Below are 25,510 nucleotides of genomic sequence, written 5' to 3' on the forward strand. Positions count from 1 at the left end.
CATGCGTCATCGTTGTCGTATTCATCAACTTGGTAAACCTGCGGACCAGCGAAAAGCTCTTTTGCGATCGCTGACTACTGAACTCATCCGTCACGGTCGGGTAACTACGACTAAAGCACGAGCTAAAGCTGTGCGCTCTGAAGTAGAACGGATGATTACTCTGGCCAAAGATGGCTCCCTAGCCTCTCGCCGCCAAGCGATGGGCTATATCTATGACAAACAACTGGTTCATGCGTTGTTTGAAGGGGCAGCCCAGCGCTATGGCTCCCGTAAAGGGGGATATACTCGCATTGTGCGAACGGTTCCTCGCCGGGGAGATAACTCGGAAATGGCAATCATTGAGCTGGTTTAGAGCGATTGTCAGGGAGTTGGGGACGGGAGCTGAACTCAAGGGAAGGCGGATTGTCGATGACTGATAAACAGCGCATTGCTCTGATTATCCAATACGATGGAACCCACTTCCACGGATGGCAGCGTCAACCCAATCAGCGCACGGTTCAGGAGGACATAGAAACAGCTATTAGCAAGGTGTTAAAGCAGGAGCGTGTCCCCCTCCATGCAGCAGGCCGGACGGACTCTGGAGTTCATGCAGCAGCGCAGGTGGCTCATTTTGATGCCCCAGCCCATATTCCTGCCTATCGGTGGGCAACTATTCTCAATGGCCGATTGCCGGCAGATGTGCTGATTAGGGCATCTGCTCCTGTGCCCAGCGATTGGCACGCCAGGTTTGACGCTCAATGGCGACGCTATCGCTATAGCCTGTACACGGATGCTCGACCTAACTTGTTTATCCGTCAGTTTACCTGGCACTACTATCATCAGCGTTTGGATGAAAGCCTAATGTTGGCAGCTCTTAAACCATTACTGGGCTATCACCATTTATCAGCATTCCAACGAGCTGGTTCTAGTCGCCCCCATGCTTGGGTGGATGTCCAGGATGTGGAATGTTGGCGGAGCGAAGCATTTATTCATATTGAAGTTCAAGCGAGCGGATTTCTGTATGGAATGATGCGATTACTGGTGGGGCTGCTGGTACAGGTGGGGGCTAAGGAGCGATCGCTAGAAAACTTCCAAGATATCTGGGTCAACGAACGTCGGGAAATTGTCAAATCGGCAGCCCCTCCCCAGGGGTTATGCCTGCTACGGGTAGGCTATCCGAATTTCCCCTTTACTCCTGATATCTGGTTCGATACTTTTCCTAAATTTATCCTAGGAAAAACTGAACCACAATCACCATTAACTTAGGAGAACTGCAAGATCATGATGACTAAAACCTATCTGCCGCCGGTTGACTCGATTGAACGCAAATGGTACGTCATTGACGCGGCGGATCAAAGACTGGGCCGCCTGGCTACGGAAATTGCTCAAATCATTCGTGGCAAAAATAAACCCACTTACACCCCCCACATGGATACAGGGGATTTTGTGATCGTGGTTAACGCGCAAAAAGTGGCAGTAACTGGCAAAAAAGGGGAGCAAAAAATCTATCGTCGCCACTCGGGTAGACCGGGAGGGATGAAGACAGAGACTTTTGATCAACTGCAAAGCCGAGTCCCGGAACGAATTATTGAGAAAGCAGTTAAGGGAATGCTTCCCAAAAATGCGTTGGGCCGTCAACTATTTACAAAGCTAAAAGTTTATTCGGGTCCAACTCATCCGCATCAGGCCCAAGAACCTGAAGTGCTGAAAATTGACACAATTCCGACAGGAGGTAAATAATGCAGGCTATAGATACAGGTAAAGCAGTTTACTGGGGTACGGGTCGCCGGAAATCAGCGATCGCTCGTGTGCGTTTAGTTCCCGGCAGTGGCCAGGTAATTATTAACGGTCGCGAGGGCGAATTGTATCTGCAATTTAACAGCAGCTATCTTTCGGCGACTAAAGCACCTTTAGAAACTTTAGGGCTAGAAAATGATTACGATGTTCTGGTAAATGTCCAAGGTGGCGGTCTGACAGGTCAAGCTGAGTCGATCCGCTTAGGGGTGGCTCGTGCTTTATGCGAGTTAAGTCCTGATAATCGGCAACCACTGAAAGCAGAAGGCTATCTAACCCGTGATCCTCGTGCTAAAGAGCGGAAAAAATACGGTCTGCGGAAGGCTCGTAAAGCTCCCCAATACTCGAAACGCTAGAGAGTTTTGGCTATCAATCCACCCTCTAAGCGATCGTGTAAACTATCCTAGACAGGGGGTGGTACTATGGCCAATACCCAGGTGAGTGCAGAATCTCAATTGATTAGATTTTGTGACTCGGCTTGTCCGGAGCCAATTATGGCTATAATAGAAAGAAAGTAAAATTTGTTGATTTTGACTTGGTAGCTTAAACCATGCCTAAACCTGATATTCATCCCGAATGGTATCCTGAAGCTGAAGTGATCTGTAACGGCGAAGTCGTTATGAAAGTGGGTTGCACTCAGCCATCACTGCACGTTGATATCTGGTCTGGAATCCACCCATTCTATACTGGAACTCAAAAGATTATTGACACAGAAGGACGAGTGGAACGCTTCCTGCGTAAGTATGGCATGATTGATGAGAGTCAAGCCACAGCAACGGAAGCTGATCAATCTAAAAAATAGCCGGGTTGTTGATTGTTTGTCGTCTGTTGTCCGTAGCTTCTGACTACTGGCAACCGACCGCTTTTTTGTTTCCGGTTTATCCCTAATATTGAGCAGTGTAAAATAAGTTGTAAACCCCCATTAACTAAGGATTTATGTGGCTGGTGTAAATAATCGCCGCCCCGAATTACTGAATATTTACTAATGGGAATAATCAACGGGATTATTTTTATGGTAAAAAACTGCGAACTTTCCGATATTTAACAAAATGTTGCGGAATTCCCCTTCCTCGCTTGCAGGGAGGGGATGAATAGCAACCAATAAACAAACTGAGCGATCGCGAATCCTCGGATGAGCAGCTACAATTTTATCGGCAACAGCAAATAAAGATAATGTATAAGGCATACAAATATCGCATCTACCCAACCGACGACCAAAAAGCATCTCTCGCCAAGGCCTTTGGATGCTGTCGTTGGTATTGGAATTTTGCACTCAACCTATGCCAAGAAACATATCTCAAGACAGGCAAAGGATTATCTCGTGGATATATCCAGGGTCTGTTACCAGGGTTAAAAAAGGAATACCCTTGGCTAACGGATGCCTATTCCCAGTCTTTGCAAGTTGTTGCTCTCAATCTTTCCATTGCCTACAAAAACTTCTTTGAGAAGCGGGCGCAATTGCCCCGTTTCAAGTCAAAGCATGGTCGGCAGTCATTAAGTTATCCCGCCAACGTTAAGTTTGAGGGAGACTATATCAAACTACCTGGGAAGATTGGGCTAGTCTACTGCCATCGTCATCGAGAATTTGAAGGGACAATCAAAACTGTAACTGTCTCCCAAAATTCTGATGGACAATACTATGCTTCGGTATTGGTGGATGATGGGAAAGAAACTCCGAGTCAGTCTACCGAAGGTAAAGCAGTTGGCATTGATGTTGGATTGACTCATTTCGCCATTACCAGTGATGGGTCAAAGTATGATAATCCCCGTCATGGCGACAAACATCACCGTAATCTTAAACGTAAACAACAAAAACTATCCCGGAAGCAAAAGGGTAGTCAGAATAGAACTAAAGCCCAACAAAAAGTAGCTAAGGTTTATAGCAAGACTGCCCGTTGCCGTGAGGACTTTCTACACAAACTATCCCGCAAGATAGTCAACGAAAACCAAGTTATTGCTGTAGAGAATCTGAACATAAAAGGGATGGTACGAAACCCCAAACTAGCCAAGGCGATTAGTGATGTAGGCTGGGGAATGTTTACCACAATGCTTAAATATAAAGCGGAGTGGGAAGGAAAAACCTATATTGAGGTTGACCGTTTCTTTGCATCCTCTAAAACCTGTCACGTTTGCCTCAACCGAGTAGATAGTTTGTCGTTAGATATTCGTCAATGGCAATGTCAACATTGTGGGACTTGCCATGATCGAGATGTCAACGCGGCACAAAATATCAGAAATGAAGCCTTGCGGATACTTCGACTATGCTCAGTACAAGTACTTCGACTATGCTCAGTACAAGTATTGTCGTTGGTAACCAGCGATACTGCCTGGGTCGGGAGTGTAAGACAACCTGGCAAAACATCAGTTTTGTTAGATGCAGTTCCCGTTGAATCAGGAAGCCCCATCCTCTAGGGCGGCAGGGTGGGGTAGTTCACTATATCCTTATACGCTGGGTTAAACACGGAAGCAGAGACAATTTTTTTGGCGAAATTATGCTTCGACAACCGACTACTGACAAGAGGCAACCGAACGATGGCAGAAACTTATTTACTAGATAAACTTAAATCTGTTGAGCAAACCTTTCAAGAGCTAACTCTGAGATTAGCGGATCCTGAGATTGCGACAGATCCTGACGAATTTCAACGGGTAGCTAAAACTAGATCTTCCCTAGAAGATGTGGTTAATGCCTACCAGGAGTGGAAAACAACTCAGACGGAGTTGGCGGGGGCTAAACAAATCCTCCGAGAGACAGGGAATGATCCTGAACTCAAGGAAATGAAAGAAATGGCAGCTTTGGAGGTGGAAGAACTAACTACAAAGTTGCAAGAGTTGGAAACACGGCTGAAAATTCTCCTGCTGCCCCAAGATCCTAATGATGATAAAAATATCATGTTAGAGATTAGGGCAGGTACTGGCGGGGATGAGGCAAGTATTTGGGCGGGGGATTTGGTGCGGATGTATTCCCGCTATGCTGAAACTAAGGGTTGGCGGGTAAGGCTACTGAGTGAGTCCCTGGCTGATATGGGGGGATTTAAAGAGGCGATTCTGGAAATTCAAGGCGATCGCGTTTATAGTCAGCTTAAATTTGAAGCGGGAGTTCATCGAGTCCAGCGAGTGCCAGTAACGGAAGCAGGGGGGAGGGTTCATACTTCGACGGCAACGGTGGCAATAATGCCAGAAGTTGATGATGTGGAAGTGCAAATTGACGCTAAAGATATTGAGATGACCACGGCTAGATCGGGAGGTGCAGGGGGTCAGAACGTAAACAAGGTGGAAACGGCAGTTGATTTGTTCCACAAACCGACGGGTATTCGGGTATTCTGTACGGAAGAACGCAGTCAGCTAAAAAACCGGGAACGGGCTATGCAGATTTTGCGGGCTAAGTTATACGAGGCTAAACTGCGGGAACAACAGGATGCTGTGACTTCTATGCGGCGATCGCAGGTGGGGACAGGTTCGAGGTCGGAAAAAATCCGCACCTATAACTATAAGGATAATCGGGTGACAGACCATCGTCTAGGTCATAATTTTTCCCTAGCCCCAGTATTGGAAGGGGGAATAGGAGATTTGATCCAAGCGTGCGTGATTCAGGATCAACAGGAACGATTGGCACAATTAGCAGAATCAACTACTCCTGCATCTGTATAATAATGGCGATCGCTCTTTTGTAACCAAAGATCAACTATGATTGGGGAAAATAAACCGGGTTGATGTGAGAATTTTTCGTTCCTCATCAAAGATTTAACCAAGGAACCCGGTTTCTAGTCGGGGGGGGTTCTGCGATCGTGTTACGGGAAACAGAGCTGAGTGGAAAAACAGCACCATTACTCCCGAGATAGCAAACAGTGCAAGTGCAGTCTGATGTTGAGAAATGGGTAAAAACAAACTCAAACTGATGGTAGTTGATGACGAACCCGATAACCTCGATTTGCTGTATCGGATATTTCGCCGTGAATTTCAGGTATTTCGAGTAGATAGCCCAACGGAGGCTTTACAATTACTGGAAACTGAAGGGGAAATGGCGATCATAATTTCGGATCAGAGTATGCCAGAAATGACCGGACTTGAGTTTCTCAGTAAAACTGTGGCCCTTTTTCCAGACACAATTAGGATTTTGCTGAGTGGATACTCCCCAGAAACTCTAGAAGCGTCCGGCGAAAATTTAGAGGCGGCGCAATTGTTTCAGTGCATTACTAAGCCCTGGGACCCGACAGTGTTCGAGGCTACCATTAAAGATGCTAAAGCAGTTTACCAGCAGCGACAAGGTGCAGAAAATTCGTCAACAACCAACCCCTAATTTGATAACCTTTAGCCATAACTCCAGAAATGGTTGATTTTTGTTAAGATCGAATGCGGGTATGTGATTTTTGGCTTTGATGGCAGTGTAGGAAGATATTGCATAATCTTCCTAGGAAACGGATCTAATGGAGAAACCGCCGCCCGTACACGGTTGTCAGTTAGTTTCCCCTGTCAAGATTTCCTGGCCCCACTGTTTAACATATTTTCGTCCTAGGAGACTGTTGATGCTGCGACTAGAACATATTAGCAAAATCTATCCCACAGGTACTATTCTTAAAGATATTAACTGGGAAGTTAAACCAGGCGATCGCATTGGTTTAGTGGGGGTAAATGGGGCGGGAAAGTCTACCCAACTGAAAATTATAGCCGGAGAAATTGAACCCACATCGGGGGAAGTTATTAAGCCATCAAGTCTACATATCGCCTATTTAACCCAGGAATTTGAAGTTGATCCGGCGCGCACCGTCCGAGAAGAGTTTTGGACGGTTTTTGGTGAGGCTAACGACACCCATGCAGCTTATGGAGAAGTTCAGCGAGAGATGGAAACGGCTGATCCGGATCGCCTCGATGAGTTAATTCATAAGTTGGATAAACTCCAACGTAAATTTGAATCCCTTGATGGCTACGGCTTAGAAGCTAAAATTGAGAAGATTTTACCGGAAATGGGGTTTGACTCGGAAGATGGCGATCGCTTAGTTAGCGCCTTTAGTGGTGGCTGGCAAATGCGTATGAGTTTAGGTAAAATTCTTCTGCAAGAACCAGATTTACTGCTACTGGACGAACCGACAAACCACCTCGACCTAGAAACTATCGAATGGCTAGAAATTTACCTCAAGGGTTTAACTACCCCGATGGTAATTGTTTCCCATGACCGGGAGTTTTTAGACCGTCTCTGTACTCAAATTGTGGAAACTGAACGGGGAGTTTCTCGGACTTATTTAGGGAATTATTCCGCTTATTTGCTACAAAAGGCTGAGGCTGAGGCAGCTCAATTAAGTGCCTATGAACGCCAGCAAAAGGAACTCGAAAAACAACAGGAATTTGTAGAAAGATTTAGGGCGAGTGCGACCCGTAGCACCCAAGCTAAAAGTCGCGAAAAACAGTTAGATAAAATCGAAAAAATTGAGGCTCCTACAGCTTCTTTAAAAACGCTAAAATTCCACTTCCCACCGGCTCCTCGTAGTGGTCGGGATGTGGTGAATATTAAAGATTTGGTGCATACCTATGATGATAAAATTCTCTTTTTGGGGGCAGAATTGCTGATTGAGAGAGGCGATCGCATAGCTTTTCTGGGTCCTAATGGTTGCGGTAAATCTACCTTACTTCGCATGATTATGGGGTTGGAAACCCCCAGCGAAGGAACTGTATCCCTAGGAAAACATAATGTGATTCCGGGTTACTTTGAACAAAATCAAGCGGAAGCCTTAGACTTGAGTAAAACAGTTATGGAAACTATCCATGATGAGGTTCCGGACTGGAAAAATGAGGAAGTCCGCACCCTCCTCGGTCGGTTTTTGTTTAGTGGTGAAACTGTATTTAAAAAAGTTGGTTCTTTGAGTGGTGGTGAAAAGGCGCGGCTGGCTTTGGCTAAAATGTTGCTGCAACCGGTGAATTTGTTGATTTTGGATGAACCAACTAATCACTTGGATATTCCGGCTAAGGAAATGATGGAATCAGCTTTACAGGAGTATGAGGGAACGGTTTTGCTGGTCTCCCATGACCGTTACTTTATTTCTCAGGTGGCTAACAAAATTGTGGAAATTCGTGATGGTGAGTTTCGGGTTTATCTGGGAGATTATCACTATTATTTAGATAAGTTGGCTGAGGAAAAAGAACAGGAACGAGAAGCTAAATTAGCAGCCGAAAAAGCCGCGAAAAAGGCGGCTAAGGCGGCTAAGAAAAAGGCAGGGGCTAAAGGTAGATAGTTACTGAGTCAACAATTCCCCCTAGACACATTTAGGGGGATATACAACTGGGCTTTCGGGTGTTTATTAATTGAGTGGTGAGTAGGGGCTAAATTATGCGATCGCTCTATTAGGGTTCCTCCCTTGATTACAACTGAGGTTAAGTTATGTTAAAGTTGGTTTGTCGTAGTGATGTTTAACCTGGTAGCGATCGCATCTGATCTTACACTTCCTTTAGACTCCAAGGGGGTGCAACTAGACTGCTAATTTTATCAGCAACCATCAGTGTGTCGTAACTATCGCCATCAATTGTAAACAAAATTCCATCCACCAGTGGCTTAGGCGAATAGTCCCGCAATAATTGAAATAAACAGGGTGAAACTTTCTGAATTTCCAGTTTCAGTGTTTTCATGTCGTTGCCTCACTTGATAGTTTAATGAGCCATTAATATCTATTATAATTGATCCCTATGGTTTTGGGGGATTTTGGGGAAAGTATTAGTAATACTCAATTGGGGTATCTAAATCAGCCAATAAATTAATCATATAATTAGCTAAAACCACAGCGTTCATGGTATAATAGCGTTTTCGCCTCATCACCAATTTACTATTTCAGAAAACTGTGAAAAAAGTGTGAAAAGCGACAGAATTTAATATTACCCTTGGGTGGTGGACTTGGTATTGATCAGATACAACTGGGCCGGAATTGGTAACAGAGCGATCGTAAAAGGAACTAAACTGGGTAAACTATAAGTATTCGGAGAAGTTGGGTGCGTTACAGGGCCACTAATGGATCACCTCTTAAATAGGGAATTCAGAGTAGAGTTAGGTAGCGCACCATTTTTATTAAACTAGACCCCTCGTGTCATGAATACTGTCTTACTGGTTGAAGACTCCCTTACCCAAAGAGAATGTCTGTCCTACCAATTAACCTGGAGTGGTTTGGAAGTCATCCCCGCCTCTGATGGCTTGGAGGCTTTAGATAAGTTACAGCAGGTCTGTCCAGATGTAATTTTGTTGGACGTGGTGATGCCTAAATTGGACGGCTACAAAACCTGTCGTCTGATTAAATCCAACCCTGACACTCAAAATATCCCAGTTATATTTTTAACGGGACAAGAACAGAATCTGGCTGTATATGAAGGCATTAAACACGCCGAAGCCTATGTCAGTAAACCCTGGCGAACTAAAGAACTTTTGCAGACCATTAAATGGGTGACAGTGGCTGCTAAATCTCAACCCACAGTTAATTCTGCTCAAGCCTGGTTTAACTATTTTTTCTTAATTGTCAAAATTATTGATGTCTGTTTTATCTCTAAAAGTCAACCCGATAAGTATGCACTGCAAATAATGAAACTTTATAAGTCAGCAATTCAAGCTCTTGAACACACGCTTATCTGCAATCCTAATTATCCTCAAGCCCGTCAATATTATCGGATAATTAATCATAGATATCAAATTTTTAAAAAAGAATTACAGGCAAATCATTCCTGCCAAATATGTCGCTATTTTTATGGTCAGGATGGCATCAATTGTGCTGTGCATCCTGGGGGTCCAGAATCTCAGATGTGTCCTGATTGGAAATTGTAGGGGCGTAAAATTTACCAGGATTTAATTAAAAAACCGAAACTTAGCCCCCAACAACTTTATAGATTTTCTGGGAGTTTTATTAGTTCCCTCATAGCTTGTTCAAGTTCGCTCATGAGAAACTTTTTGTCTTTGTCTATTTTAGCATAATAATCCGGCGGTGGCAACTCCGGCTGAAAATAAATTAATTTAATCCGATCTGGACTAATGCAAATCATCAAAACTTCTATCTCGGGTTTATATCCGTCGATAATTCCGAGGATTTCCTGTAATTTATTATCCGCATTTTTGTTGAGGAGTTCAATGGCTGATTTGGGACAAAAAACAAAGTGAGGAGTGGGCTTTAGGTCAATACCTAAAGTTCCCGGTTCGCTTTCTCCTTCCAGGTGAACCCCCCAAGCTAAGGCGGCGAGTTGTGGATGGTGATTTTCGACAAAGCGATCTAGTTGTTTTTGCCAGCCATTTTCGTCTACAGGGGTGGGGGTAATATTCATTAGACCAGAATTCCGTTAATTTCTCAATCTATTGTATATTTATTCGTCCTAGGAGGGTATCCTAAGTTTTAAGGAATTGATGGTCATAACTACACTGACAGTTGCGCTGTTGGTAAGAAATATTTAATCTAAAAAACCGTCAATAATTCCTGGTTCGATAACTCAACCGGAAAATTACGCTAACTAATTGTCCGGATATTAGGGGTGCAAGTTGAAAACAGAATTAAGCGCGATCGCTATTCTGTTTAGCCGTTGAAACTTACCCTTTTTGCACCCATGAGTTTTACTGCCTTTGAGTTTGAAAATTTTAGTTTTAATCCGGATCCTCAGTCAGATACTACGGGAATTTCCCCTGATCCGATTTCCACAGCCACTGGTATTCAGGCGCACAATTCCATAACTGTCTTAACTTTGGGTCAAGTTTCATCAGAACCCACTGAGAACTCCGATTTTATCCTCGGTACAGAATTCGATGATATCATCTTTGCTTTAGGGGGAGATGATACGGTCTATGGTTTAGATGGCGATGATATTATTGGCGGAAATGAAGGTAATGATTTCTTACATGGAAATCAGGGTAATGATACCCTCTATGGCGGTCAGGGGGATGATACGCTTAGAGGTGGAAAAGGCAATGATGTGCTATTTGGTGATCGTGGTGATGACCTGTTATTTGGCGATCGCGACCATGATACATTATTTGGAAATCAAGGTAATGATACTCTATATGGCGGTCAGGGTAATGATCTCCTTTATGGCGGTAAAGGGGATGACTTATTATTTGGCGATCGCGGAAATGATACACTAATTGGCGATGAAGGTTCTGATACTCTCACAGGTGGAGAAGGAAATAACTGGTTTTATATTGGTTTAAATACAGGAGGATTTACCCCTGCTAGAACCAATTTTATTATGGATTTTGATATTAATAAAGACTCGATTGGTTTATTACATGATCTCACTTTTGAATCTTTAAATATTTATCAGGGTTCCGGTGTATATGCTACAGATACAATTATTCAAGACCGCGCTACTAACGAATTTTTGGCGATTCTGAAAAATGTAAATAGCGATAGTTTTAAGGCTACTATCTTCCCTTCAGATGAAGCCACACCGACACCAGAACCCACACCAGAATCTACAGTTTTACCAACTCCGACACCGGAACCGACACCGGAACCGACACCCGCACCGACACCGGAACCGACACCCGCACCGACACCCGTACCCACACCCGTACCCACACCCGTACCCACACCGACTCCAGAGATAGATAGTGACCTGGGAATTGTAGGGTTTAGTATGGATGAAATCGAAGTTATTGAAAGTGCAGGAACTGTTATAATTACAGTAGAAAGAACGGGAAATATTGATGAGCCAGGAACTGTAGATTATGCGACGGTAGATAATACAGCGATCGCCGGAGAAGATTACATCGCTACTAGCGGCACGCTGATTTTTGCTTCCGGTCAGGATAGCAGACATATTACCCTTGAAGTTATCGATGACAATGAAGTAGAAGATACGGAGCAATTTCAGATAGTTCTCAGTAATCCTACTGGTGATTTAACTTTAGGCGATCGTGATACACTAACATTTAATATTATTGATAATGATATTCCTAATCCGGGTGTGTTCAATTTAGAGTTCACAGATATCGAAGTAGAAGATATTGGAACCGCCAGCATTACGGTAGAACGTACAGAAGGAAGTCATGGTGAAATTACCATAGATTTTGCTACCGCTGATGGTACTGCTATTGCTAACATTGATTACATACCCGTATCAGGAACCCTAACTTTTGCGCCGGGAGAAACCAGCCAAACCATTAGCGTTGAGATTATTAATAATAACGAAAGAGAAGGGGATAAAACCTTCACTTTAAGTTTAAATAATCCCGCTGATGACGCAACTTTAGGAAGTCAATCTACAGTTACATTTACTATCTTAGATCCTGATATTTCTAGACCCGAACCGGAACCGATTCCTGAACCGGAACCTGAACCGGAACCGGAACCGACTCCTGAACCGGAACCGACTCCTGAACCGGAACCGACTCCTGAACCGGAGCCGGAACCTGAACCGGAGCCGGAACCTGAACCGGAGCCGGAACCTGAACCGGAGCCGGAACCCGAACCGGAGCCGGAACCCGAACCGACTCCTGAACCGACTCCCGAACCGGAGCCGGAACCCGAACCTGAACCCGAACCTGAACCGGAATCGACTCCCGAACCTGAACCGGAACCGACTCCCGAACCGGAGCCTGAACCTGAACCTGAACCGACTCCCGAACCGGAACCGGAACCGACTCCCGAACCGGAGCCGGAACCGGAGCCAGAACCCGAACCGACTCCTGAACCGACTCCTGAACCGACTCCTGAACCGACTCCTGAACCTGAACCCGAACCGACTCCTGAACCGGAGCCGACTCCTGAACCGACTCCTGAACCTGAACCCGAACCGACTCCTGAACCGACTCCTGAACCGACTCCTGAACCGGAACCCGAACCGGAGCCGGAACCCGGACCGACTCCTGAACCGACTCCTGAACCTGAACCCGAACCGACTCCTGAACCGGAGCCGGAACCTGAACCTGAACCCGAACCTGAACCCGAACCGACTCCTGAACCGGAGCCGACTCCTGAACCGGAGCCGGAACCTGAACCTGAACCGACTCCTGAACCGGAGCCGGAACCTGAACCTGAACCGACTCCTGAACCGGAGCCGGAACCTGAACCGGAGCCGGAACCCGAACCGACTCCCGAACCGGAGCCGGAACCCGAACCGGAGCCGGAACCCGAACCGGAACCGACTCCTGAACCTGAACCTGAGCCGGAGCCGGAACCTGAACCGGAACCTGAGCCGGAGCTTACAGTTGTAGGGTTTACTATGGAGGAAATAGAAGTTGTTGAAAGTGACGGTAATATTATAATTACAGTCGAAAGAACGGGAGACACAAGTAGTACAGTAACCGTAGATTATGCGACGGTAGATGATACAGCGATCGCCGGAGAGGATTACATAGCTAGTAGCGGAACCCTAATTTTTTCAGCAGGTGAAACCATCCAAAATATTGACATCCAGATTATCGATGATAATGAAGTAGAAGATACGGAACAATTTAGGATTGTGCTGAGTAATCCTACTGGTGGTTTAACTTTAGGCGATCGCGATTCAATAATCTTGAGTATTATTGATGACGATGTGGAGCCGTCAGTAATCGAATTTAGTGATGCCATTTTCAGTGTTAATGAAGATGGTACACCCATCTCCGAAATTACTGTAATAAGAAGTGGTGAAAGTCTTGGAGAAATTAGTGTTGATGTCATCCCCACTGATGGAACAGCTACCGCTGGGGAAGATTATATCAATAGTCCCATTACGGTGACTTTTGGGGATGGAGATACAACACCAAAAACCGTGACCATTCCTATTATTGATGATGACATCTTTGAACCGACAGAAACGGTGATTCTGAGTCTGAGTAACCTGACAGGAAGTGCGACGTTGGGAAGCCAAGAAAGCGCTACTCTCTTCATTGTTGATAATGACTCTACCAATAACCTGCAACTGGAAAGCGCAACTTATCTAGGAACACCTGGAAATGATAGTGCTAGTGCGGCGGTTATTTCTCCTGTAGATTCGGCTATTATCATTGCTGGAAACTTTGACGGTGTGGGTCAGATTAAACGCTTGGAGGATGGAAATACAGAGCCTTTATCAATTACCAACTTAGGGGGAAATGTTCGACATCTTGATGTAGACCGCGATAGTGGAGAAATAGTTGCTGTCGGTGATTTTGGGATTCGGGTTTATGATAGTACGGCTGCAAATATTTTGTGGTCAGACACGGGAATATTTGACCGAGTTTCGATTGCTAATAATGGTAATATTGCTACCCTAACTAATAGTAGCGATACGGTGACTCTGTGGAGTGCGACAGGAACCCAACTGGCTACTACTACCCTGACCGGAACTGATATCCGTCCCGCAGATATTGCTATTGACCCCAATGGCGATCGCATTTTTGTCACCGGATTTAATCAAGTAACTAGCAACTTACAAACCCCATTTTTACGCGCCTTTGATACCGGATTAAATCAACTCTGGAATACCTGGGATTATAGCGCCTCTGAAGTCACCGGACAGAATTTAGGTGCTGATACCCGTGGGGAACGGATTACCTTCGGACAAGATGGCGGACTCTATTTCCTCGGAAAAACTGATGGCGGAAATAACGTCTTTCAGCGGGATGGTCAAGACATCACCCAAAACCTATCAACTATGGTGAATGTTGATCAATTTAATAATTTTTCGGGTGCGGGTTCTGGGTCCTTTACTTTCCATGCTAAAATAGACCCCAATAATGGAGATATCGAACGCGGTCAATTTATTGTTACCCGCACTTCCACTGGTGCTAATAGTTTTAACCCTAACTCTATTACCGCTGATGAATTTGGACAGGTTTATATTGGTGGTGCTTCCGCATTCCAACTCCAAAATCGCGCTGATAAAACTATTAACGGTCAACCAGTAGGAAACTACACCCTAGGAGAAATGGCGGTTTTGGGACTTTCTCCAGATTATACAATCAGGAGATTCTGGAATCCACTAACCCAACCTGGTGACAATGGCTCAAGGGGAACTGTTAATGCTTTTACGGTTCGCAATGGTCAAGCTGTGATTTTTGGTACGGTTACTCAACCTGATGTTTTCACGACTTCCGCAGCTATTAACCCTAATGCTTTAGGTGGAAATGATACCTACTTAGCTACCTGGAGGGTTTAGTATAGATTAGGTGAAATTGGGCACAAATGAGGTGATGTCAGCACTATTAATTAATGGCTGACACCCTCATCATTCACCTGGCGAAACTATCCATAATATACCGATAATATAAGTTAGATGATATATTGACAAATTGCCTAAATTGTGGTACATTCGGCGTGTTGCTTGTCCTCCTGTTAAGTAAGTTGATGGAAAAAGCGATCGCATCTATAGTCAACAATTCCCCCATAGCCTAGGCTTGATATGGGGGGGGGTGAGCATCTCCCAGAGGGATATGGTTAGTACAATTATTAATTAATTTCCCGGTTGTCCCTTGCCTTTAGAGAATCGAGTTATAATCGAGTTTAGGCTGTAGAGTTTTGAGTATCTAAAGACTGATGGAAGATAAACTACTACGGGGATTAAAAGTACGATTAGCGGCAATTTTCTGATAATATTCACGCTCGATCGCAGTAAGTTCATCAGGTGGAACTACCAATAACTTGACAAACTGATCACCACGTCCGCCGCCCTTTGGTTTCGGCCAACCTTTCCCCTTAAGTCGGAGAGACTGTCCAGAGCGAAGCCCAGGGGGAATATTCATTTTCACCATACCATCAGGAGTAGGAACCTGAATAGAAGCTCCCAAAACCAACTCATCAGGAGTTACGGGAATTTCGCAGGTAAGATTATCGCCATCTAACTTAAAAAAACTGTGGGGTTGAATATCGACAATCAAATATAAATCTCCCCGTTGCTGGGTGTAGGGGTCAACCTGTCCTTGTCCCCGAATTCTAATCTTGCTTCCCGGTTTCACGCCAGGGGGAATCGAAACCTCACCACCGCTTATGCGGCGCTGAGTACCGTGGAAGGCTTCACTAAGAGTTAATGTTACCTTAGTCTCAAGATTAGAACCCGAATGAGAGGAAGAGGAAGAAGTAAAATCCTCAAATCCACCATAACCGGGTGATTTGGACTGATTGGTGCGATAGGAATAGCTACGACCGGCACCCCCAGGACTTCCCGGCGCGCGTCCTAATAGACTATTGATAAACTCATCAAAACTAGCAAACTGGCTAAAATCAAAGCCACCGACATCAGGATTATTAGCGCTATTAGTAGTTCCAGACCAACCGGAGTTTCCGGCTTGATGCCAATATTGACCAAAGCGATCGTACTTTTGGCGTTTTTCGGGGTCAGAGAGTACCTCATAAGCCTCATTAACCTCCTTAAAGCGGGTCTCCGCAGCCTTATTACCGGGATTCATATCTGGGTGATATTTACGAGCCAATCGGCGATAGGCTTTTTTAATCTCATCGGCGCTAGAATTTTTAGTTAAGCCGAGAACTGAATAGTAATCTTTATAATCTGTCGTCGGCATTATCTACTCTCCTACTGTTCTCATTTCGTGCTTTTGGGTGCGTCCGCACAATAACTTGAGTCTGAAAATCCAGTCTAATTCGATCCAGCCTAGCAGAGGATGCTAGGAAAAGCAGCATATTTATATATTTTGAATCTCAATGAGGCGATCGAAACCATCATTAAGGCTGGGAGGCGCGTCTGTAAGTTGGCGATACATTTGGAGAATCACCCCTTGAGGAACTTGGCGCGATCGCCTTTCATTGCGTGCTAGACAGACCTCTAGGGGAGTATTAACCCATAATCCCCCCACCGACTGAAAACCAAAGCCACGGACCTGAGCAATTAAATCTCGGCGGCGACGGCGTTGAGCATTAGTAGCATCATAAATAACATCAACCATATCAGCAACGGCCTGTTCAAGTTCCGCACAAATCTGAGCCCAGATCTGCAACCAAGGTCCTTGAACACTCTCATCACCAAATAAGCGCTGGCGAATTCTATCAGTGGAGACCCAGCGCTGAAAGCGCGAGCCTTGAGATAACCTTTCAGCAATAAAGGACTTCCCACTAGCAGGAAGCCCTATAATCAAGACAATTTTAGACATGGACTAGGGCAGATTGTTTATATGATAGGAAGGTTAAAATAGCCTCCTTTCCCTTAGTCAACCATAGAACTACCCAAAAGGTAAACCTAAATAATTGTCCCATCTTGAATCACGGCATTTTTCAAAATTACGGTTATTCCACCGCGAATGTAGAAGCCATCCTCTTCCCGTTCTGCTTCCTGAACATGGTCCTTGTTGATAATCTGGACATGGCGACCAATGCGAGCATTTTTATCGACAATAGCCCGGCGGATAGTAGTGTTGTTACCGATACCGATAGGAACGCTACCTTTTTCTAAACCATATTGACGTTCAGCAAAAGGTTGATAGAAATCTGACCCCATTAACATGGTGTCTTCAACGAGACTACCGGACTCGACACGAGAGCGCAACCCCAGCACAGAATGATCAATGCGACATTCCTTGAGAATGCAACCCTCAGCAATAATAGATTCAGTGATCTGACAGTCCAGCATCTTGGATGGTGGTAAGTAGCGGGAACGGGTATAAATAGGAGCGTTCTCGTCGTAGAAACTAAAAGCAGGTTGTGGCTGTTGAGTCAAAGCCAAGTTAGCTTCAAAAAAGGCTTCAATAGTTCCGATATCTTCCCAGTAATCGTTAAACAGATAGGCTTGAACATTATGATCCTTAGCGGCACCAGGAATCACTTCCTTACCAAAATCGGTTTGATCTGGGGCATCCTTGAGTAGTTTAAATAAAACATCCTTTTTAAAAACGTAGATGCCCATAGAAGCGATGTAAGGGGATTCGGCTGCCTCTTCCGGGGATAACCCCAAGGTGCTAGTATCCACTGCCATTTGTTTTAGGGCTTCTCCCTTGGGTTTTTCGCTGAAATCGATAATCCGACCAGTGCTTTCGTCAATCTTCATCAAGCCGAAAGAAGAAGCCCGTTTTTCGTCTACGGGTAAAACTGATAGGGTAATGTCTGCCCCTGTGTCGATATGACGTTGGACAAAATCCCGATAGTCCATGCGGTACAGGTGGTCACCGGAGAGAATCAGGAAATGTTCAACATCCCATTCTTCCATGAGCCATAGATATTGGCGCACTGCATCAGCGGTTCCCTGAAACCATTGGGGGTTAGTGACACTGGTTTGTTGTGCGGCGAGGACTTCCGCAAAGCCATCTGTAAAGCCAGAAAAGTTGTAGGTTCGGGCAATATGACGGTTAAGGGATGCTGAGTTAAATTGGGTCAGGATATAGATTTTCAGAATTTCTGAGTTTATACAGTTACTGATCGGAATATCGATCAAACGGTACTTACCGGCTAAAGGAACAGCGGGTTTGGCTCGCATTTTGGTTAGGGGGTACAAACGGGTGCCCGCACCGCCACCTAGAATTACTGCTAATACTTGTTTCACTTAAATTACCTCTCGACTGCATCAGTTCTCCCAAGTCTAAGTGTCCGACTCGATGGCAATCTTGGCAAGTAGCAAAGTTTAAAACTAGCCCATAGACTGTCTGGTTGGCTTGGCCTGACCGCCTAAATAGTCATGATCACGCCATAATCAACTACTGACGCACCTGTTTGAGAAGTGTTTAGGTTTTGCCAAGATGTTTTTGTAGTAGGCGATGGATGAATTGGTAGCGTGAGCCAATTTTTCTGAGCAACAGTAACCCGGTGGCATCATTTAAAAATTGGGCATAGTTCCAGGGTGCATCTCCTTCTCCCCATAGGACAAATCGCAATATCAGGCGTTCGATCGCCAATTTTAAGCTCAACCTTTGGTAGGTGAGGGCTAATATGATTCCGAGGATCATGGCGGCGATTAACAGTGGGAGCGATCGCCAAATGATTGCTAGGATCATCGCTGCTATAATTGACCACCAAATGCCACTTTCGACTATCTTCATGGCGAGATTATAGGCCCGTTCTTGTTCGGGGGTATGTAGCCAGGTTTTGGGAATGCGATCGAGGATAAAATCTTGCGTTTGTTCTTTTTCGAGGCGTTTGGCGAGTTCTGTCAACCAGTGGCGGAATTGTTCGGAGCTGTAGTTTTTGGGTGCATTACTATTATGATGGCGATCGCGTAAGGTAGAAATTTGATGGCGCAGATAGGCTTTTAATAAATACTCTTGTTGCTCATCAATGGTGTTTAAATGTTTCCAAGATGAGATTAAGATATTTTCATAGGCCAGGGTCATCATTGTTAAAAATAATGGCTTTTTGGCTAATTTTAATAACTGTGGTTCTTCTTCGATGTCATGCCAAAGTTCCCGACTTCTAGCATTCATTAAATACTTGTGTATCTGTCGATTAGTCAAGGGACGTAATAATATTGCACCATTTAGCTGCAACCGTGACTGGCATGGATGATAGGATTTGACGGTGCTAGATACTACTAAATGTAGGGGGGAGAGATGACTGTCTAAAAAATCATTAATATATTGAATACAGGATTCCCTATGATGTTCTTCGACCTCATCGAAACCATCCAATAAGGGGAGGATCTGGAGTTGTTCCATCCAGTAGCGTCCTGATTCGGGAGCGATCGCATATTTGAGGTGCATTTGCTCTATAATCCAGTCGGAGATGGATTGTTGATCAACAGGCCAAGATGATAAATTGAGCCAAATCGGCATAGGTTCATGTTCATCAGATAAGGCCCTATCTACTAGGACTTTAGCGAGTCCCACCAGGGTGGTAGTTTTCCCGGAACCAGTTCCCCCCAAAATCAACAAGCGGCCATCAATGTGATCGAAAACTTCAATAATTCCGGCATTAGCTGCTAATTTAACACTAGGGCGGCTGCCTATTTTCACTTCCACATCCCAAGCGCGCCTCATGCGTAGGGGGGGTTTTTCTTGGGCTAACTTGGTGAGAACATGGCGATGGGGAGACTGTAGCCGATATTGTCTCACCTCTTGTTTAACTTGGGTGAGTAATTGATGGCGTTTGGGAACTTGTACCCGAGTACCAGTTAATCTAGGCATTGATATAGAGTCAGGATTTGCGATCGGGGCAGGAAATAATGATTATGTTAAAAATACACGCTAACTATAACTTTAGAGATAATTATCATGTTAAGTTTTAGGTTAGAGTCCTGAAGGATTGGGGAAGAGGGGGTAAGTTTTGATATATTTGGAATTGGGAACTCTGCAATTTTTGAAGATCATTTTTGTGTACAAGCGAGGTCTGTCCCATGTCCTTCCAACCCAAGCAATTGATAGTTGCCAGTGTAGCCGGACTGGTGACAGCAGTTATAGTAGCAGCGATCGCTATTCAGTGGCGATCTTCACAGGAAACCCCCGCCGCCTCACCTCAACCAACAGTTACTGAGTCCCCGGTTCCCAGTGCGCCAAGTGAAGCACCTGGGATGATAGAGTCGCCACCAATTGTGGTGAGACCGCCGACAACTGGCTGCGAGATTACTATGGCAATTGTCCAAGATCCTGACCCTCCTTTAAATGTAAGGCGATCGCCTCAAGTTCAGGAAGGTAACATTGTTGGTCAACTCCCCAATAATACATTTATTTCGGTAGTCAATGAGCGAGATGGTTGGCTAGAAATTAGTGATCCGGTTCCGGGATGGGTTGCTAAAAACCGAACCCATAGCAGTTGTCCGAATGTCCGCCAACGGATTGAATTTTTACCTGGTGGTAATTCAGCTATTATCCAAGGGGAAATTATTGGCGGTGGTAGCCATAGCTATACGTTGGAAGCTGAAGCAGGTCAAACTCTGACAGTTACGGCGGAAAACTCGATTTTTCCCTATATGATTACTCCTGATGGTCAACTTTTAGGGGATGATGTTAATGCTAATGAGCAGCTAACGGAATGGACGGGAGTAATTCCCGAATCGGGAACCTATACTTTCCAACTCGACTCTAATTTCCGAGGTTTTACCTATGAGTTTTTGGTGAGATTAGAAGAATAAGTAGGATGCTTTAATTTTTAGACAGCACCAACATATCCTGATAACTAGCGGAACGACTGCGACGACACCACATCCCATAATCTTGGCGTTGTACTGATAGACCAGAATCCTTAATCCAATCCATTACTAATGCTTCTGGATGTGCGATCGCATCTTCGGGATTATCAGGATCATCGATAAAACTTTCGCCGACAGCATAGGCAAAATTGCGGGAACTCCGACCTGATTTAATCAAGGATTCGGTTTCCCCGTTTAATAGGAAAAAAGTGCATAAACACCGACCACCAGGCTTTAACACGCGGGCTATCTGTTGTAAATAATTCCGACTAGCGTCTGCATATAAATGGGTAAAAACGGAAGTTAAAAGCACAAAATCAAATTGGTTATTAGGGTAGGGAAAAACAAAATTTTCGGCGGGAGTTTTACCAGTGGGATTATAGCGATCGCTGTATAAATCGGCACATTGAAAATGAAAATTAGGACGGGTAGCACTAATCACTTGCTGACACCAATCAATCCAATGGGGAACAATATCAAACCCGTGATAAGAGGCTTGAGAGTTGAGATAATAAGCCAAACCATAAGCGATGCGACCGACCCCGCAACCCGCATCAAGAACCGCCTCTGCTGGTTGTAAATTGGCTTTATTAACAAAATGTCCTAAAAAGTCGGCCGCCACAAACTTAAAACTACCACCGACCCCAACCCGATCGCTTTTTTCGGGAACCGGAAGCGAAGGTTCCAAGAACCCAAATAAAACATCACCTTCTCCCGATGCAAACACAGGAGTTAGCCTGACCAAACTATTTAATAAACCTGTTTGTTGAATCCAAGTTAGGGGAATATAAATCAAAAACCTAGCCTGGTCAGCGTGATCTAAACTAGGAAATAACTGTTGGACATCCTGACTAATTAACCCCTTCTCTACCCGAAACTGAGGAACATCTAAGCCACCAATATTAATCCGAAAATCCAGGACAGGACCACCTCCCCAGGAAGCAGACCAACCTTTAAGGCGTACCATATCGCCTTCTAAGGTAACTTGACCAAGACAGCCAAGGGTTTCTAGGTTTTTAGTTGCAGTCATAACCGGATGAATATTATAGAATAATGGTCTATCCTACAGGAGAATAGACCGATTATGGCATTTTCTCAGATTAGGGATAAGGGATACCCAAATCGAAAGTATAAACTTAATGGGGTGCTAAACTCTGATGGGATATATAGGATTTATCTGGGTATTTCGATGTTTTCATCTTCGTTACCTTCGGTTATTTCGGGGGTTATGGGTAGTTCTGGGGGCAGACTATTTAAGGTAGTTGATACCAATATATATCCCAAATAAGCGGGGAGAATAATTGCCATTAAAAAGGCGACACCTGTTAGTAAACCAATCAAGTTAAAGCTAGACCCATAGGAAGACCGATAGGGGTCAATGAAGGCTGCTTGATCTGACTGAGACTGGGATGGCTGGTAGTTGCTAGGACGACGGAAGCGAACCCGGCGATCGTCTAGTTTTTCGACCATTACCCAACCAGCGATCGCCTCTTCCTGACAAAGTTTTTCAAAGGTTTTAGGATTCCGAAATAAATCTCTTTGAGCGCGAACAATTTTATATTCCCAGTCTTGATGATTAGGGGAAGATATCTGAGGTTGAGAGGATGCGATCGTGGTGGTATTAGGGTTGTCGGAATCATAATGAGTCAAGATTTCTTCCTCCTCTTCATATTCTTGTTGTTGTTCATCCTGCAATTGACATAGCCAGCTTCCGGTTAGGACTGCTTCCACGCCGAGGCTGCTGACCATCAAGCCTAAAATAATCACCTCATTCATCAGGCTTTACTCCCTGTGGTCGGGGATTGAAAAGCCTCTGGTAAGGTTCGAGACCTACCATTAGACAAATAACCCTCAATTAGGTAATCTGAACCGATCGCTCGCAGGCTTACTCCTTCTAGGGATAAGGCTTGGGTCATTTGACTAAAGCCTAAATTACCGACGGGAGAGGGTGCAGCCTGTCCACCAATAATTTTAGGAGCAATAAACGCCAAAATCTTGTGAACGCACCCTTGAGTTATGGCTTCCGAGGCTAGACGACCGCCACATTCCCATAGCACGGACAAAAATTGACGCTCATAGAAATATGACATAACTTTAGTGGGTGTCAATGGTGCAAATTCCACGACCTCTACCCCCCTTTTCCGCAAGTGTTCTTGAAAATCGGGACGGGAACCAACTTTTGTAAAAACTATGGTAGCAGCCTCGGAAGTGTCCCAAAGTCGCGCTGATGATGGTAAATCTAAACTACGACTCATGACTACCCGCAGAGGGTTGGGTTCCCCTTGACCGTGGGTGGTTAAGTGAGGATTATCTCGCCTGACGGTATTTCCCCCGACAATGACTGCATCACAGGCGACCCGCAGACGGTGAACTTCCTGGCGAGCGATCGCACCTGTTACCCAAGCACTATCACCTATATCTGTGGCTATTTTTCCATCGAGGGTCATGGCATATTTGAAGATACCAAAGGTTTGTTTATAAATAATCCGATGAACAAATGCTTCGTTTAATTTTAAACAGGCTGATTCTTCTACTCCGACAATTACTTCTATTCCGGCTTCGCACAGTTTAGCAATTCCCTGTCCACCTACGAGAGGATTCGGATCCACCATTCCCGCCACTACTTTAGCAACTCCTGCTTTAATTAAGGCTTCGCTACAGGGGGGAGTTCTTCCGTAATGGTTACACGGTTCTAGGTTCACATATACTGTGGCTCCCCTGGCTAATTCTCCGGCCGATCGCAAGGCAAAAATTTCGGCATGGGGTTGTCCGGGTCCGGGGTGATATCCCTCTCCGATAATTTTTTGATCACGGACAATCACACAACCTACTAGGGGATTTGGTGCGGTTTTTCCTAGCCCTTCCTTTGCCAGATTTAGACAATAACGCATCATCTGGCGGTCAAATTCTGAGACAGATTGAGCATTTGGTAAATTCATCAGCGGACAATTTTTGTTAAAGGGGTTGACAGGGGCTCAGGATTGATGATAATATTTTGGTGTTAGGTTGAATAATTGAATATTGCGGAAAATAAAAATTTTGCAACCATCCCATTATACTAAAATTGTAGCGCAAGTGCCGCGAAAAAGCAACCCCCCTCCCCCCAAAAAAAATTTTTGCAACAAAACTTAATTTTTTTTTACAAAAGTTAACATTAGGCGAGCCAGAAGGGGGCAAGAAGATTGTATACAAAAAAGCTGCCCCAATGTTAAATCAGTTAAATGTTAGCGAAAGTCCCATGTAAACCATAGGGGATATGGTGTTGAAGGTGTAGGGTAGCGATCGCATTTTTTTCAAGGTTTTTCGCATCCAAAATAACGACATCAGAGCGGTGGTGTTGTGCATCATAAACGAGAGTCAATAACCAGCCATCATCTTCGGAGGTAGCATGAGGACGGGGAACAAAGACAGGTTCTCCAGTAAAGCCGTGTGGTGCGGCTGTCCAAAGTTGACGCAAACCGGTTTCCAGGTCAAACTTAATAATCGCCTGAAGGGGTGCATTTCCTTGGCTATTATGGGCGGCGGCGGCGTAGAGATATCGATAAGGGCGACCAACAGAATTAGGGTGAGTAGTAGGAAACTCACAACAGCGAGATTCTATTAATTGACGCTGAACCTGTCCGGTAGTGAGGTCAAGGGTAAACCGCCAGAGTTGACCAGGTTCTAAGGCATTAAAATCAGTATCGCGAAAATTAGCCTGTGGGTCAACCCCTGGTAAAGATTGGTAACATATAGAATCAACGCAAATCTGATTTTCCTGTTCAAAAGCATTAGCATGATGGAAAACAAAGCCAGATTGAGCGTCAAAATGTCGGATATTTTGTCGTTGTGCGGGGTCACGAGGAATAACAATGATGCGGGTAGGTTGATTAGTTTGAAAATGGACACATTGTCCTGCGCCACAGAGTCCAAACAGATAAGGAAGGGGATTAAATTTTACGGGATTTTGGAAGAAAATACAGTAGTTAGGGGTGATGGCAAAATCATGGATAAAGGCAAATCCGGGGACTGTATGGGCGTATTTTTGCAGGAGGCTACCATGGCTGTCGAGTTCATAAATACGGATAGTGGTTGATAGTCCTGGTTTAATGGAAAAATTAACTAAACTTGGGGAACCGTCATTAAACTTAGAACTGGGGTCAATGCGGGGGTGGGCGGCGAAAGATTCTCCGGGTTCCAGGATACCGTCAAGGTGATCTAGCCCGATAGTTTCTAAGGTTTCATGGTTGAGGTGATAGGGTAGGTCAGCTTCCCACAAAGCGAGTAATTTACCACCCCAATAAATGACTTGAGTATTGGCAATATTTTTAATCCGCAGGTCAAAGGCGTTGTGGAGAAAACCGCCAGGCTTTTGGGTGCCAAAGACACCGCGATAAAGAATAGTTTTGGCTTGTTGTTCGTCTATGTAGCCGAGTGTGCGGACATAGCGATTTTGATAGTGTGCTTGTCCGTCCTGAAAGCGGATAGCGGAAATCATGCCATCTCCATCAAAGGGGTGATGAATGGGTAAGCCACCGATATCTAATAAACCGGGACCGTTACGGAATAGGGTTCCTTTGAGGTCTGGGGGGATTTCTCCGTCAATATTGGTGATGGTATAGTTGTATTCATTGGGTTGAGATAAATAACCTTTTTGCCAGTCTTTGGGGTTATATGATAGTTGATTGTGGGAGGGTTCAGATATGGTATTTTGCATGATTGAATGAGTATTTTTTGGAGGTGATTAACTAAGTGATGGTTAATTGGTGTTGCCAATCAATAAGCA

General features: G+C 44.8%; 23 protein-coding genes and 2 pseudogenes. 13 read left to right on the forward strand and 12 right to left on the reverse strand.

The annotated features are described in order from the left end of the window. Position 1: 1 nt before the first annotated feature. The 5 genes from rplQ (at position 2) to rpmE (ending at position 2,575) form a co-directional block, all read left to right on the forward strand. Complete coding sequence (rplQ, locus tag N39L_RS11075; RefSeq protein ID WP_006618075.1) at positions 2-352, forward strand: 50S ribosomal protein L17; 351 nt, start codon at positions 2-4, stop codon at positions 350-352. A gap of 56 nt (positions 353-408) precedes the next feature. Continuing rightward, positions 409-1,245, forward strand: coding sequence for a tRNA pseudouridine(38-40) synthase TruA (gene truA / locus N39L_RS11080; protein ID WP_014275229.1), 837 nt, complete (start codon positions 409-411; stop codon positions 1,243-1,245). A gap of 15 nt (positions 1,246-1,260) precedes the next feature. Beyond that, positions 1,261-1,719, forward strand: coding sequence for a 50S ribosomal protein L13 (gene rplM, locus N39L_RS11085; RefSeq protein ID WP_014275230.1), 459 nt, complete (start codon positions 1,261-1,263; stop codon positions 1,717-1,719). Continuing rightward, positions 1,719-2,129 (forward strand): 30S ribosomal protein S9, encoded by a 411-nt coding sequence (gene rpsI / locus N39L_RS11090; protein WP_006618072.1) that lies wholly within the window; start codon positions 1,719-1,721, stop codon positions 2,127-2,129. Before rplM ends, rpsI begins: the two co-directional genes overlap by 1 nt. Positions 2,130-2,323: 194 nt before the next feature. After that, on the forward strand, positions 2,324-2,575 hold the full coding sequence (rpmE, locus tag N39L_RS11095; RefSeq protein WP_006618071.1) for a 50S ribosomal protein L31: 252 nt from the start codon (positions 2,324-2,326) through the stop codon (positions 2,573-2,575). 180 nt (positions 2,576-2,755) lie between these two features. Here the strand turns inward: rpmE and N39L_RS11100 are convergent, their stop codons facing one another. Continuing rightward, a complete protein-coding gene (locus N39L_RS11100; RefSeq protein WP_014275231.1) occupies positions 2,756-2,959 on the reverse strand; it encodes a hypothetical protein in 204 nt (67 codons plus the stop codon). On the opposite strand from N39L_RS11100, the gene N39L_RS11105 reads away from it, so the two are divergent. From N39L_RS11105 to N39L_RS11120, 4 genes are all read left to right on the forward strand, one after another. Further along, positions 2,947-4,185, forward strand: coding sequence for an RNA-guided endonuclease InsQ/TnpB family protein (locus tag N39L_RS11105; RefSeq protein ID WP_014275232.1), 1,239 nt, complete (start codon positions 2,947-2,949; stop codon positions 4,183-4,185). The genes N39L_RS11100 and N39L_RS11105 overlap by 13 nt on opposite strands. A gap of 120 nt (positions 4,186-4,305) precedes the next feature. Beyond that, positions 4,306-5,421, forward strand: coding sequence for a peptide chain release factor 1 (gene prfA, locus N39L_RS11110; protein WP_006616840.1), 1,116 nt, complete (start codon positions 4,306-4,308; stop codon positions 5,419-5,421). Between the two features lie 223 nt (positions 5,422-5,644). Beyond that, positions 5,645-6,070, forward strand: coding sequence for a response regulator (locus tag N39L_RS11115; RefSeq protein ID WP_006616841.1), 426 nt, complete (start codon positions 5,645-5,647; stop codon positions 6,068-6,070). Positions 6,071-6,296: 226 nt separating this feature from the next. Continuing rightward, on the forward strand, positions 6,297-7,997 hold the full coding sequence (locus N39L_RS11120) for an ABC-F family ATP-binding cassette domain-containing protein (protein WP_006616842.1): 1,701 nt from the start codon (positions 6,297-6,299) through the stop codon (positions 7,995-7,997). A 202-nt stretch (positions 7,998-8,199) separates the two neighbouring features. Here the strand turns inward: N39L_RS11120 and N39L_RS11125 are convergent, their stop codons facing one another. Continuing rightward, on the reverse strand, positions 8,200-8,388 hold the full coding sequence (locus N39L_RS11125) for a hypothetical protein (protein ID WP_006616843.1): 189 nt from the start codon (positions 8,386-8,388) through the stop codon (positions 8,200-8,202). 454 nt (positions 8,389-8,842) lie between these two features. On the opposite strand from N39L_RS11125, the gene N39L_RS11130 reads away from it, so the two are divergent. Next, on the forward strand, positions 8,843-9,565 hold the full coding sequence (locus tag N39L_RS11130) for a response regulator (protein ID WP_006616844.1): 723 nt from the start codon (positions 8,843-8,845) through the stop codon (positions 9,563-9,565). Between the two features lie 56 nt (positions 9,566-9,621). Here N39L_RS11130 and ccmS read toward each other — a convergent pair whose 3' ends face one another. Continuing rightward, positions 9,622-10,056 (reverse strand): beta-carboxysome assembly chaperone CcmS, encoded by a 435-nt coding sequence (ccmS, locus tag N39L_RS11135; protein WP_006616845.1) that lies wholly within the window; start codon positions 10,054-10,056, stop codon positions 9,622-9,624. A 276-nt stretch (positions 10,057-10,332) separates the two neighbouring features. Here ccmS and N39L_RS33300 point away from each other — a divergent pair. Next, positions 10,333-11,955 (forward strand): annotated as a pseudogene (locus N39L_RS33300) (calcium-binding protein); the annotation flags it as partial. A 23-nt stretch (positions 11,956-11,978) separates the two neighbouring features. Here the strand turns inward: N39L_RS33300 and N39L_RS33305 are convergent. Continuing rightward, the gene (locus tag N39L_RS33305) at positions 11,979-13,013 is read right to left on the reverse strand and encodes a hypothetical protein (protein WP_491047476.1); all 1,035 of its coding nucleotides are present in this window, start codon (positions 13,011-13,013) and stop codon (positions 11,979-11,981) included. On the opposite strand from N39L_RS33305, the pseudogene N39L_RS33310 reads away from it, so the two are divergent. Beyond that, positions 12,988-14,844: pseudogene (locus N39L_RS33310) on the forward strand (Calx-beta domain-containing protein); the annotation flags it as partial. The gene N39L_RS33305 and the pseudogene N39L_RS33310 sit on opposite strands and share 26 nt — an antisense overlap. A 367-nt stretch (positions 14,845-15,211) precedes the next feature. Here the strand turns inward: N39L_RS33310 and N39L_RS11145 are convergent. The 4 genes from N39L_RS11145 to N39L_RS11160 form a co-directional block, all read right to left on the reverse strand. Next, positions 15,212-16,204 (reverse strand): DnaJ C-terminal domain-containing protein, encoded by a 993-nt coding sequence (locus N39L_RS11145; RefSeq protein WP_006617054.1) that lies wholly within the window; start codon positions 16,202-16,204, stop codon positions 15,212-15,214. 120 nt (positions 16,205-16,324) lie between these two features. Next, complete coding sequence (locus N39L_RS11150) at positions 16,325-16,789, reverse strand: AAA family ATPase (protein ID WP_006617055.1); 465 nt, start codon at positions 16,787-16,789, stop codon at positions 16,325-16,327. An 86-nt stretch (positions 16,790-16,875) separates the two neighbouring features. After that, complete coding sequence (locus tag N39L_RS11155) at positions 16,876-18,171, reverse strand: glucose-1-phosphate adenylyltransferase (RefSeq protein WP_006617056.1); 1,296 nt, start codon at positions 18,169-18,171, stop codon at positions 16,876-16,878. Positions 18,172-18,349: 178 nt separating this feature from the next. Then, positions 18,350-19,744, reverse strand: a complete 1,395-nt coding sequence (locus tag N39L_RS11160; protein ID WP_006617057.1) for an NACHT domain-containing protein — start codon at positions 19,742-19,744, stop codon at positions 18,350-18,352. A gap of 209 nt (positions 19,745-19,953) precedes the next feature. Between N39L_RS11160 and N39L_RS11165 the strand changes: the two genes are divergently transcribed. After that, positions 19,954-20,688, forward strand: a complete 735-nt coding sequence (locus N39L_RS11165) for an SH3 domain-containing protein (RefSeq protein ID WP_006617058.1) — start codon at positions 19,954-19,956, stop codon at positions 20,686-20,688. Between the two features lie 10 nt (positions 20,689-20,698). Here the strand turns inward: N39L_RS11165 and N39L_RS11170 are convergent, their stop codons facing one another. The 4 genes from N39L_RS11170 to N39L_RS11185 all read right to left on the reverse strand — a co-directional run bounded on the left by N39L_RS11170 (position 20,699) and on the right by N39L_RS11185 (position 25,441). Further along, the gene (locus tag N39L_RS11170) at positions 20,699-21,775 is read right to left on the reverse strand and encodes a class I SAM-dependent methyltransferase (RefSeq protein WP_014275234.1); all 1,077 of its coding nucleotides are present in this window, start codon (positions 21,773-21,775) and stop codon (positions 20,699-20,701) included. Positions 21,776-21,918: 143 nt separating this feature from the next. Further along, positions 21,919-22,521 (reverse strand): hypothetical protein, encoded by a 603-nt coding sequence (locus N39L_RS11175; RefSeq protein ID WP_006617229.1) that lies wholly within the window; start codon positions 22,519-22,521, stop codon positions 21,919-21,921. After that, a complete protein-coding gene (ribD, locus tag N39L_RS11180; RefSeq protein ID WP_006617230.1) occupies positions 22,521-23,684 on the reverse strand; it encodes a bifunctional diaminohydroxyphosphoribosylaminopyrimidine deaminase/5-amino-6-(5-phosphoribosylamino)uracil reductase RibD in 1,164 nt (387 codons plus the stop codon). The genes N39L_RS11175 and ribD overlap by 1 nt, the downstream gene beginning before the upstream one ends. Positions 23,685-23,962: 278 nt before the next feature. Beyond that, entirely contained in the window at positions 23,963-25,441 is a 1,479-nt protein-coding gene (locus tag N39L_RS11185; RefSeq protein ID WP_014275235.1) for a carotenoid oxygenase family protein, read from the reverse strand. Between the last annotated feature and the right edge of the window lie 69 nt (positions 25,442-25,510).

It is taken from the genome of Limnospira platensis NIES-39 (assembly GCF_026000695.1).
Taxonomy (GTDB): Bacteria; Cyanobacteriota; Cyanobacteriia; order Cyanobacteriales; family Microcoleaceae; genus Limnospira; species Limnospira platensis.

What these genes read in the sequence shown, in the direction of transcription:
- truA (WP_014275229.1), top strand. Translation starts at nt 409, where the DNA reads ATGACTGATAAACAGCGCATTGCTCTGATTATCCAATACGATGGAACC.
- N39L_RS11185 (WP_014275235.1), bottom strand. Translation starts at nt 25,441, where the DNA reads ATGCAAAATACCATATCTGAACCCTCCCACAATCAACTATCATATAAC.
- rplQ (WP_006618075.1), top strand. Translation starts at nt 2, where the DNA reads ATGCGTCATCGTTGTCGTATTCATCAACTTGGTAAACCTGCGGACCAG.
- N39L_RS11150 (WP_006617055.1), bottom strand. Translation starts at nt 16,789, where the DNA reads ATGTCTAAAATTGTCTTGATTATAGGGCTTCCTGCTAGTGGGAAGTCC.
- N39L_RS11105 (WP_014275232.1), top strand. Translation starts at nt 2,947, where the DNA reads ATGTATAAGGCATACAAATATCGCATCTACCCAACCGACGACCAAAAA.
- N39L_RS11165 (WP_006617058.1), top strand. Translation starts at nt 19,954, where the DNA reads ATGTCCTTCCAACCCAAGCAATTGATAGTTGCCAGTGTAGCCGGACTG.
- N39L_RS11130 (WP_006616844.1), top strand. Translation starts at nt 8,843, where the DNA reads ATGAATACTGTCTTACTGGTTGAAGACTCCCTTACCCAAAGAGAATGT.
- rpmE (WP_006618071.1), top strand. Translation starts at nt 2,324, where the DNA reads ATGCCTAAACCTGATATTCATCCCGAATGGTATCCTGAAGCTGAAGTG.
- N39L_RS11100 (WP_014275231.1), bottom strand. Translation starts at nt 2,959, where the DNA reads ATGCCTTATACATTATCTTTATTTGCTGTTGCCGATAAAATTGTAGCT.
- N39L_RS11120 (WP_006616842.1), top strand. Translation starts at nt 6,297, where the DNA reads ATGCTGCGACTAGAACATATTAGCAAAATCTATCCCACAGGTACTATT.
- rpsI (WP_006618072.1), top strand. Translation starts at nt 1,719, where the DNA reads ATGCAGGCTATAGATACAGGTAAAGCAGTTTACTGGGGTACGGGTCGC.
- ccmS (WP_006616845.1), bottom strand. Translation starts at nt 10,056, where the DNA reads ATGAATATTACCCCCACCCCTGTAGACGAAAATGGCTGGCAAAAACAA.
- N39L_RS11125 (WP_006616843.1), bottom strand. Translation starts at nt 8,388, where the DNA reads ATGAAAACACTGAAACTGGAAATTCAGAAAGTTTCACCCTGTTTATTT.
- ribD (WP_006617230.1), bottom strand. Translation starts at nt 23,684, where the DNA reads ATGAATTTACCAAATGCTCAATCTGTCTCAGAATTTGACCGCCAGATG.
- rplM (WP_014275230.1), top strand. Translation starts at nt 1,261, where the DNA reads ATGATGACTAAAACCTATCTGCCGCCGGTTGACTCGATTGAACGCAAA.
- N39L_RS11145 (WP_006617054.1), bottom strand. Translation starts at nt 16,204, where the DNA reads ATGCCGACGACAGATTATAAAGATTACTATTCAGTTCTCGGCTTAACT.
- prfA (WP_006616840.1), top strand. Translation starts at nt 4,306, where the DNA reads ATGGCAGAAACTTATTTACTAGATAAACTTAAATCTGTTGAGCAAACC.
- N39L_RS11160 (WP_006617057.1), bottom strand. Translation starts at nt 19,744, where the DNA reads ATGCCTAGATTAACTGGTACTCGGGTACAAGTTCCCAAACGCCATCAA.
- N39L_RS11170 (WP_014275234.1), bottom strand. Translation starts at nt 21,775, where the DNA reads ATGACTGCAACTAAAAACCTAGAAACCCTTGGCTGTCTTGGTCAAGTT.
- N39L_RS11115 (WP_006616841.1), top strand. Translation starts at nt 5,645, where the DNA reads ATGGGTAAAAACAAACTCAAACTGATGGTAGTTGATGACGAACCCGAT.
- N39L_RS11175 (WP_006617229.1), bottom strand. Translation starts at nt 22,521, where the DNA reads ATGAATGAGGTGATTATTTTAGGCTTGATGGTCAGCAGCCTCGGCGTG.